The following is a 10,092-nucleotide window of genomic DNA, read 5'->3' as shown; positions in this document are numbered from 1 at the left end:
TATAGAGTATTGTCATTTTTGTCATTATTCTTGTATATATTCTTTTTTATGTATTTTCTTATTTCACTGAAAAACACATTGGAATATATGAAGTGACCCAGGGTACAATTGCCGAGAATAATACTTATACCGGATTGATTGTAAGGTCAGAAAGTGTTTATACTTCCGACTATAGTGGTACCTTTAATTATTACATTGCAGACAATGCCCAGGCTGGCTGGAACAATATTATCTGTTCTGTGGATGAGACAGGCTCTGTCAGTGATCAGTTGGCGGCTGCAGCTGCTTCAGATACCACGGGGCTTGACAGTGATTATTTTAAAAATCTGAAGTCCAATGTATCACAGTTTACCCAGTCCTATGATTCATTGTCTTTTTATCATGTATATGATTTTAAAGAAAATGTAAGCTCTCAGGTCATGGAATCGGTAAATATGAGTGCATTATCCGATTTGACAGCATCCGGGGCAACGGCAAGTGATACTTTCCATATCAGTTATGCCCAGACTCCGGGGCTAATTGCTTATTATACCGATGGCTATGAAAATATCACGACAGATAATTTTACGGCAGATGATATTCAGCCGCTGGATTATAAGAAGACAACCATTAAAAATAACAGTACGATTGCTGCAGGTGACCCGATTTATAAGCAGATTACCAGTGAAAACTGGAATATCATTCTTCCGGTCAAGAAAGCAACCTATGACCGGTTAACAGACAGCAATGTTATTGAAATCAAATTTAAAAAAGACAATACGAGCTGCTGGGTGAATTATGAATTAAAAACCCAGGGGAATGATTATTATGTGATATTATCTCTGCATAATAACATGGTTCGCTTTGCAGGAGACCGTTTTACCGATGTGGAATTACTGCTGACAGAGCGGAGTGGACTTAAGATTCCAAATTCTTCCATTACGGAAAAGGCTTTCTATACTGTTCCGAAGGAATATTTTACCCGTGGAGGCGATTCTAACTCCTTAGGCTTATATGTAAGGGACAGTAAGACCAATGCTGTTAATTTCGTTGCAACAGCTATTTTCCAGGAATCCGAAACGGATTATTATATTGACGAAGAAGAAATTACTGCCGGCAGCATCATTCAAAAGCCGGATTCCAATGATACTTTTGAGGTGCAGGCGCAGTCCACACTTCAGGGTGTATACAATGTCAACAAGGGATATGCGGTATTCAAGCAGATTGATATTTTGTATCAGAATGAAGAATATACCATTGTAAAGGCTGGAACAGATTTTGGAATCTCCATTTATGATCACATTGCATTAGAGGGCGATGCTGTTTCCGAGGATGATTTGATTAATTAATATTGTTAAAAAAGTAATATTATCATAAAATGATATCATGAGATTAAGAGGTGTATAAAATGCTGAAAGAAAACTTAAAAGAAGTGCAGGAAAATATTTTAAAGGCATGTGAAAAGTCCGGAAGGAATCCGGAAGATGTAACATTGATTGCTGTCAGCAAGACCAAGCCGGTACCAATGCTGCAGGAAATTTACGATGAAAACATCCGTGACTTTGGGGAAAATAAAGTACAGGAGCTGGTAGAAAAATATGATGAGCTTCCACAGGATATCAAATGGCATATGATTGGTCATTTACAGAGAAATAAAGTGAAATATATCGTTGATAAGGTCTGCCTGATTCATTCTGTAGATTCTTATCGTCTCGCTGAAGAAATTAATATTCAGGCAAAGAAGAAAAATATCACAGTTCCAATTCTCGTGGAAGTCAATATTGCTGAAGAAAGCAGCAAATTTGGCATTCATGCAGAGGATGCCATTGCACTGGTAGAACAGATTGCACAGCTTGAAAATGTACAGATAAAAGGACTTATGACTATTGCTCCGTTGGTAAAAAATCCAGAAGATAACCGTCAATATTTTCGGAATATCCGCCAATTATCTGTTGACATAGCCGCAAAAAACATTGATAATGTATCTATGAATGTCCTGTCCATGGGTATGACAGGAGATTATATGGTTGCCATTGAGGAAGGTGCTACAATGGTTCGTGTCGGTACCGGAATTTTTGGCGAAAGAAATTATAATAAATAAGTAGTTAGGAGAATGAACAATGGGTCTTTTTGATAAATTTATGGATGTTATGCGTTTGAACTCAGATGATGACGATGATGATTTCTATGATGACGATTATTATGATGATGAGGAAGAAGAAAAGCCAAAGAAAAAGCTTTTCCATAAGCATGAGGAAGAGGATGACGATTTCGATGAGCCTGTTGTAAAGGAGAAACCAAAGGCAGTCAGCAAGATTACTCCAATGCGCAGCAGCCGGAAGCAGAATGGTAATATGGCAGTCTGTGTGATTAAGCCAACCTCTTTTGAGGATGCAAGAGAGATTACTGAGACTCTTCTTATGAACCGTACCGTTGTATTGAATGTAGAGGGTCTGGATGTTGAGATTGCCCAGAGAATTATTGACTTTACCTCTGGTTCCTGTTATGCAATCAATGGAAATTTGCAGAAGATATCCAATTATATCTTTATTATTACACCAGAATCTGTTGATATTTCAGGTGACTTCCAGGAGATTTTAGACAGCTTCTCCGGTTCGTCCATTCAGACAGATTTTCGTTAATAGTATTACAATCAAAATATATGATATGATATAGTTATGATGCAGGATGAACAATTAATAAAAAAACGCTTTCTGGACTTGTTCCAGCAGGCACAACGCAAGGGGATTGTCTGTTTCAGCGATTTTCTTACCCTGAATGAACAGAATATCTTAAATAGCTGCGCCGGATCATTGGGAATTACCTATGAATTATCGGGCGGCTGTTTTTATGCAGAGCGTCAGATAGCAGCTTTTCTTCCTGATGCTCTTTATTATGAATGGAGTTATCCGATTAAATGTATTGAAATTGCACCGGCTTATCCGAAATTTGCAGATACAATTTCCCACCGGGATGTATTGGGAGCATTGATGAATCTTGGCATTGCAAGAGAGAAGCTGGGAGACATTCTGATAAAGGATAATAAGGCTTACCTTTTTGTAAAAAGGGAAATTGCCGATTACATAGCCGAGGAACTTCAACAGGTATGTCATACTATAGTACATTGTGTTTTAGAAGAACCATCAGCTATGGCAGTGGAGCCAGAATTAAAAGAATTCGAAAAAATTGTGGCATCGAATCGCTTAGATAGTGTGATAGCTGCCATGAGCGGAAAATCAAGAAGCCAGTCGGTTGTGTTGATTCAATCCGGGAAAATTCTTATCAATGGTGCAGAGTGTTTACATAACACATACTTATGTAAACAAAAAGATGTGATTTCCATCCGGGGCACCGGAAAATTCATTTTTGATGGGGAAATTGGCACCACAAAGAAAAGTAAGATGAAAATCCGTTTCCGGCAGTATGTTTGATTAATGATGAAAATCCACTTCCGGCAGTATGTTTCATAAAAAAGACGAAAGGCGATAGATTTATGAATAAGAAAATCATGTATATAATTACTATATTGAGTACAGCAGTATTGCTTTTTCTCGACCAGATAGCAAAATATTTAGCCGTGCTTCATCTCAAAGGACAGGCTGCAATTCCAATTATTAAGAACGTTTTTGAATTGCAGTATCTTGAAAATCAGGGGGCAGCCTTTGGTATTATGCAGGGGAAGAAAACTTTTTTTGTGATTGGAACATTGATTTTCCTTGTAATAGTGGTAATTCTTTATCATAATATTCCACTGACGAAAAGATTTACACCAATCCGCATTGTTGCTGTACTGATTGTTGCCGGTGCTATTGGAAATATGATTGACCGTGTTGTACACCAGTATGTCATTGATTTCTTTTATTTTAAGCTAATTAATTTCCCAATTTTTAATGTTGCAGATATTTATGTGGTAGTAGCATGTATTCTCTTTATTCTGCTGATGCTGTTTTATTATAAGGAAGAGGAATTAGGTCAGATTTTCCCATTTATGAAGAACAAAAAAGCGGAAGAGTAGGGGGAAATTTCTTTTATGCATAAGGAAACTTTTGAAGTTACAGGTGAATATGAAGAGGAACGTCTGGATAAGTTTCTGGCTGCTATCTACCCGGAACAGTCCAGAAGTTTCTTTCAGAAGCTGATAAAAGACGGGCTGGTATTGGTCAATGATGTGCCACAATCAAAAGCAAATTATCGGATGCATATAGAAGATATGGTTTCTGTGACCATACCAGATGCGGTAAAGACAACCATTTTACCAGAAGCTATTCCATTAGACATCTTGTATGAAGATGATGATGTAATTATCGTTAATAAACCCAAAGATATGGTTGTACATCCATGTCCCGGACATTACAGCGGAACGCTTGTAAATGCAATCATGTACCATTGCAGGGAAAATCTTTCCGGAATCAATGGTGAAATCCGGCCAGGCATCGTTCATCGAATTGATAAGGATACCACCGGTTCACTGATTATATGCAAAAATGACCAGAGCCATCGTCTGATTGCAGAACAGATTAAAGTGCATTCCGTTAACCGGCTGTATCGTGGCATTGTAAAAGGCATTGTAAAAGAAGATTCCGGCACCATTGAAGGCGCAATCGGACGTCATCCAAAAGACCGTAAGAAAATGGCAATTAATGAACGAAATGGGAAAACCGCAATTACCCATTACCGTGTTATAGAGCGTCTAAAAGATGCAACTTATATGGAATTCAAACTGGAAACGGGACGTACCCATCAGATTCGTGTTCACATGGCAAGTATTGGTCATCCCTTACTGGGCGATACCGTATATGGCAGTCTGAAGAATCCATATCATCTGCAAGGACAGACCCTTCATGCTTATATCATTGGATTTGTGCATCCGGCAACCGGAGAATATGTTGAGTTTAAAGCACCGATTCCGGAATATTTTGAAGATCTTTTAAATAAATTGAGGAAGAATTAATTCAGGATTCTTCTTCAATTTTTTATGCTTTCTCCGGTATTATTTTCGGTAATATTCAGTGTTTGGCTGTTTTCAATTTTAAAAAATTCTATTTATTTTCAGAAAAAACTAGGAATAGTGCACTAAATATGTTATAATTCATTTATCAAGTTATATATTTTGCATAAAGAGGTGATTACTATGGGAAATAATGTTGTTATAACCATCGGACGTGAATTTGGAAGTGGCGGAAGAGAAATTGGCAAGAAAGTTGCAGATCGTCTCGGCATAAAGTTTTATGATAAAGAGCTTTTACAGGAAGCTGCAAAAGAAAGCGGTTTCTGCCGTGAAATTTTTGAAAATCAGGACGAAAAGCCAACGAACAGTTTCTTATATTCTTTAGTTATGGATACATATTCCATAAATGGCTATTCATCCGCACCGTTTTTAGATATGCCGTTAAATCACAAAGTATTTTTAGCACAGTTTGAAACCATTAAGAAAATTGCTGAAAAAGAATCCTGTGTCATTGTTGGTCGCTGCGCCGACTATGCACTGGCAGAAAATCCAAACTGCATCAATGTATTTATTCATGCTGACAAGGAATTCCGGACCAAACGTGTAGCTGCGGAATTGCAGGTAAATGAATCCAAAGCAAAGGATGCAATCCAGAAAAAGGATAAACAGCGTGCCAGCTACTACAATTACTATACCAGCAAGAAATGGGGCGACTCAAGAAGCTATCATCTGACCTTAGACAGCAGCGCTCTTGGCATTGATAAATGTGTAGAAATGATTTTACAGTATCGTGCATTATATCTTATGAAATAAGAACCAAAAAGCGCATGAACTTTTAAAGTATTCCAAAAGAAACTTTAGGGTTCATGCACTTTTTATTTTTCATTCATAGTTTTCACTCATTTGCTATAAAGCAGAACTGACAAAGGGGGATAAAAAGCTCTGAAACAACCATAAGGGAATGCCTGCATAGGTCAAAGGCATTTATGCGTGCGTCGGCGCTGACCGGCTTAAAATGGCAGCAATTATTCGTAAAAGCTGTGTTTTGCGAATAGATACTTTACTACCACTATATATACCATATCAACGCACAAAGCAGCCTTTACATCAAGTCTTTTGAATCTAATATAATTGTAAATGGACCGTCATTCAGCAAAGTTATCTTCATATCTGCTCCAAAGGAACCAGTTTGTACATCCGGAACTTCGTCACGACATTTTCCAATGATATATTCATATAATTCATTAGCTTTTTCTGGATTACCTGCATTTACAAAGGACGGTCGATTTCCCTTACGGCAATCTGCATATAATGTAAATTGTGAAACTAACAAGAGGGATCCATTTACATCCTTTAGACTTAAATTTGTCTTGCCATTCTCATCTGCAAAAATCCTTAATCCCAATAGCTTTTTAACTAATTTATCTGCAATTTCTTCATTATCATCCTCAGCAATTCCGATTAATACCAGGTAGCCATTCTGAATGGAACCAATAATTTTCTGTTCAACTTCAACTTTGGCATGTGTAACACGCTGTATTACAAATTTCATTCTTCTATAATTCCTTTCATTACATATTCTTATCCTATTATATATGTAAAGACATGGATTTTCCAGTAGTTTTCATGTATAATGTATTCGTAAAACACAAAACTTGGAGGCTATTCATGAAACTTCAAAAATTATATAGTTATACCAGAAAGGCGATGGATGATTTTCAGATGATTAAGGAAAATGATTCTATTGCCGTTGGTATTTCCGGAGGAAAAGACAGTCTTACGCTGTTATATGCCCTGGCTGGTTTACGCAGATTTTATCCGGTGCACTACTCTCTTACTGCCATAACAGTTGATTTGGGATATCCGGATTTTGATTTAACAGAAATCAAAGTATTGTGTCAGAAGCTGGATGTGCCATATCATATTATTCCAACACAGATTGGGGCAATTATAAAAGAGCAGAACAAAAAGAATAGCCCCTGCTCTCTTTGTGCAAAGCTTCGTAAAGGAGCATTGAATCATGCTGTCATTGAGCTTGGCTGCAACAAGGTTGCTTATGCTCATCATAAAGATGATATCATAGAAACTATGTTACTTTCGCTTATGTTCGAGGGAAGATTTTATACATTTCCTCCTGTTACACATCTCGACCGTAGCAATCTCGATGTTATCCGGCCACTGATGTATGTTCCGGAAGTCGATGTAATTGGTTTTAAAAATCATTACAATCTTCCTGTTGTTAAAAATCCATGTACATTTGATGGAAAAACAAATCGTCAGTATGCCAAGGATTTATTACAACAGCTTAATAAAGATCATCCTGGTGTAAAGAACCGTTTATTTACAGCAATTATAAATGGGAATATTCCAGACTGGAGGCAATTATCCAATGAATGAAAAGGCATATTATGAATCAGTAAATACAAAAAATGAATTAAAGTTACGTGAACTTCAGAAGGAGCTGCCCCCCTTCTGCCGAGAGTTTTTTATCGGAATGAAGGCGTCTGTTTCGTCCCGGACCCTATTGGCTTATGCATATGATTTAGGTATATTTTTTGATTTTATACATCAGAATAATCCCATTTGTGCGAAAAAGCCGGTAAATGAATTCACCATCGATTTGTTAGACCAGATTTCGCCTATGGATATTGAGGAATATCTTGATTATTTAAGGGTTTATGAAAAAGATGGTGTTGCGCATACCAATGATGAAAGAGGCATTTCACGTAAACTGGCAAGCTTACGAAGCTTTTATAATTACTATTCTGTAAAGAAATGATAACAAAAAATCCTGCACAGCTTGTCCGGATGCCAAAAAAACATGAAAAAACCATAACGAGACTTGATGTAGATGAAGTTGCTATGCTGTTAGATGAAGTTGAATCTGGTGAAAAATTAACCGAACGCCAGCAGAAGTTTCATGAACAGACCAAATGTCGTGACCTTGCAATTATGACATTGCTTTTAGGAACAGGAATCCGTGTTTCTGAATGTGTGGGACTTGATATCACAGATGTAGACTTTCGTAACAACGGAATCAAAGTACATCGAAAAGGTGGTGCAGAAGTCGTTGTATACTTCGGTGATGAGGTTCGCACTGCTCTTTTGAATTATCTGGAAGAAAGAAATACCATTGAAGCTGTGGAAGGAAGCACCAATGCCCTCTTCCTTTCCCTGCAGAAGAAACGAATCGGTGTCCGGGCAGTAGAAAATCTGGTAAAAAAATACTCGAAATTAATTACCACGATGAAGAATATTACACCGCATAAATTAAGAAGTACCTATGGAACGTCACTATATCGCGAAACAGGCGATATTTACCTGGTGGCTGATGTCTTAGGCCATAAAGATGTAAATACCACGAAAAAGCATTATGCGGCCTTAGAGGATGAACGTCGAAGAACTGCTCCAAAATATATTCATTTGCGGGATGAATAAAAATAAGCATTCTTATCATTATATTATAATTAATATTTTATAAGAAAAACAGTTTTCCTTCCGGTATTATAAAAGTAGAAATATATTTATAATCACCAGAAGGGAAACTGTTTTAATATAAGATAATAAAAGGAATCTTATAAAATGCTTGATATCTTATCCTGAATCCGCTGTTTTACTAATTCGGCAATTTCTTTGGATTTCATATCTTTATACTCTTCGTAATAAATCGGCTCCAAATAATGAACCTGTGTAGTAATCGGCCACAGATAAAAACTGTTAAAGACTTTGTAGGAATCAATCAGCGCAATTGGTACAATTGGTACATGTGCTTTTATTGCAGATTTAAAACTACCCGCTTTAAAATCACAGACACGATTACGGTTATTGAATTCGTAACCACCTTCCGGAAAAAGAATGTATTTCTTTCCGTTCTTTACATCTTCTGAAACTTCGGTAATAATTTTCAAAGCCTGACGGACATTATCTTTTATTAAACGCTTACCCTGAAGTAAGTCAACAAATTCACTTACCAGAATGGTATGGGATTTTGCTTCGTCCATAACAAGGGAACAAGGTTCCTTATGAGTGCTTATGATACCAAGAGCATCATATTTACCCTGATGATTTGGATACATAACATATCCACCTTCTTTTGGAAGATTTTCTTCGCCATAGGCTACAGTCTTGATTTTACCGGAACGCTTCATTAAATAAATGACATGACGAACCAGTTTATATCGTTCTTCTTCCGAATATTTTTCCGGATGATCTGCCCACTTTCTCATTTTCGGTATAATATATGGGGCTCGAAAAAGATTCATTAGAATAACATATATAAAACGTAACATTTTCTAACTCCTTGATATTTTAATCTTGTACTATGCGTAAAATAATACATAACTATTATACCACATTCCGAAAATTCGACAACTATTCTTTCTTTTCTGATAAATTTTTATTTTAAATTTCTTAGCATATTATGCTGCAATCACTTTAAGGACTGCTTCTGCCAGTTTCTGATGTCCCTCTTCATTTAAATGTTCTCTATCAGCACTGCTTGGCACTGCAATATCAGATGCAGCGAGAAAATCGCAGTTGTATTTTAGGGCAATTCTTTGATAAACGAATTTCAATTTTTTAGATACTTCAACAGATTTCTGATTAAATTCAGGATCAAACTCCGGCTCCCAAACTCCTTCTCCCAATTGGATTGGAGAAATTAACAAAATACGGGTATCTGAATCAATTTTCCGGATCTGTTTTAATAATTGTTCTATTCCAAGTCCAATTGCTTCTGCTGATGCATGATATAAGCTTTTGCAGTCATTCGTTCCTAACATAAGAACAACCCGGTCAATTGGAGCGTGGCTTTCTAACAGTGTCGGAAGTAAGGCAGCCCCCTTCCGTCCCTCTCTTAGCTCATCTTCAAAGACGGTGGTTCTACCGCATAAACCTTCTTCTATAATACGATAACCTTTTTCATATAAATGTTGTTCTAAAAGACCTGTCCATCTGGTATCACGTCCATATCTCTCTTTTGTGCCAGGAATTAAGCCATAAGTATTTGAGTCACCAAAGCATAATATTTCTTTCATAGTAAACCTCCATTTGTCTAAATAATGTAATTTGATATATGTAGTTGAAAATAATACTTTTTCTAATTTCCTACTATATTAATATGGTTACTATGAAAAGTCAATATAAAATTAAAAATAATATTTAAA

11 protein-coding genes and 1 pseudogene are annotated in these 10,092 nt (G+C 36.7%); 9 read left to right on the top strand and 3 right to left on the bottom strand.

Annotated elements, in window-relative coordinates:
• Positions 1-8: 8 nt before the first annotated feature.
• From DW059_RS14125 to DW059_RS14095, 7 genes are all read left to right on the top strand, one after another.
• Positions 9-1,328 carry an HlyD family efflux transporter periplasmic adaptor subunit gene (locus tag DW059_RS14125; protein WP_330408447.1) on the top strand — a complete coding sequence of 440 codons (1,320 nt, stop codon included), beginning with the start codon at positions 9-11 and terminating at the stop codon, positions 1,326-1,328.
• A gap of 59 nt (positions 1,329-1,387) precedes the next feature.
• Positions 1,388-2,080, top strand: coding sequence for a YggS family pyridoxal phosphate-dependent enzyme (locus DW059_RS14120; RefSeq protein ID WP_117699221.1), 693 nt, complete (start codon positions 1,388-1,390; stop codon positions 2,078-2,080).
• 19 nt (positions 2,081-2,099) lie between these two features.
• Complete coding sequence (locus DW059_RS14115) at positions 2,100-2,621, top strand: cell division protein SepF (protein WP_117699220.1); 522 nt, start codon at positions 2,100-2,102, stop codon at positions 2,619-2,621.
• 36 nt (positions 2,622-2,657) lie between these two features.
• Positions 2,658-3,410 (top strand): YlmH family RNA-binding protein, encoded by a 753-nt coding sequence (locus tag DW059_RS14110; RefSeq protein WP_117699219.1) that lies wholly within the window; start codon positions 2,658-2,660, stop codon positions 3,408-3,410.
• 62 nt (positions 3,411-3,472) lie between these two features.
• The gene (gene lspA / locus DW059_RS14105; protein WP_117699218.1) at positions 3,473-3,994 is read left to right on the top strand and encodes a signal peptidase II; all 522 of its coding nucleotides are present in this window, start codon (positions 3,473-3,475) and stop codon (positions 3,992-3,994) included.
• 15 nt (positions 3,995-4,009) lie between these two features.
• Positions 4,010-4,930 carry an RluA family pseudouridine synthase gene (locus DW059_RS14100; protein ID WP_117699217.1) on the top strand — a complete coding sequence of 307 codons (921 nt, stop codon included), beginning with the start codon at positions 4,010-4,012 and terminating at the stop codon, positions 4,928-4,930.
• A 180-nt stretch (positions 4,931-5,110) separates the two neighbouring features.
• Entirely contained in the window at positions 5,111-5,740 is a 630-nt protein-coding gene (locus tag DW059_RS14095) for a cytidylate kinase-like family protein (protein WP_022243824.1), read from the top strand.
• Positions 5,741-6,029: 289 nt separating this feature from the next.
• On the opposite strand, the gene dtd is transcribed toward DW059_RS14095, so the two are convergent.
• A complete protein-coding gene (gene dtd, locus DW059_RS14090) occupies positions 6,030-6,479 on the bottom strand; it encodes a D-aminoacyl-tRNA deacylase (RefSeq protein WP_117699216.1) in 450 nt (149 codons plus the stop codon).
• A 116-nt stretch (positions 6,480-6,595) separates the two neighbouring features.
• On the opposite strand from dtd, the gene DW059_RS14085 reads away from it, so the two are divergent.
• On the top strand, positions 6,596-7,324 hold the full coding sequence (locus tag DW059_RS14085) for a tRNA 2-thiocytidine biosynthesis TtcA family protein (RefSeq protein WP_117699215.1): 729 nt from the start codon (positions 6,596-6,598) through the stop codon (positions 7,322-7,324).
• Positions 7,317-8,365, top strand: a pseudogene (locus DW059_RS17715) (tyrosine-type recombinase/integrase). Before DW059_RS14085 ends, DW059_RS17715 begins: the two are co-directional and overlap by 8 nt.
• Positions 8,366-8,502: 137 nt before the next feature.
• On the opposite strand, the gene DW059_RS14075 reads toward DW059_RS17715, so the two are convergent.
• On the bottom strand, positions 8,503-9,216 hold the full coding sequence (locus DW059_RS14075) for a lysophospholipid acyltransferase family protein (protein ID WP_022243828.1): 714 nt from the start codon (positions 9,214-9,216) through the stop codon (positions 8,503-8,505).
• Between the two features lie 129 nt (positions 9,217-9,345).
• On the bottom strand, positions 9,346-9,963 hold the full coding sequence (locus tag DW059_RS14070) for an SGNH/GDSL hydrolase family protein (RefSeq protein WP_117699214.1): 618 nt from the start codon (positions 9,961-9,963) through the stop codon (positions 9,346-9,348).
• Between the last annotated feature and the right edge of the window lie 129 nt (positions 9,964-10,092).

The organism is Roseburia sp. AF42-8 (assembly GCF_003435965.1).
In the GTDB taxonomy this organism is placed as follows: Bacteria; Bacillota; Clostridia; order Lachnospirales; family Lachnospiraceae; genus Roseburia_C; species Roseburia_C amylophila.
The sequence above is the reverse complement of the archived record's forward strand: the minus strand, read 5'-3'. Positions and strand labels throughout refer to the sequence as shown.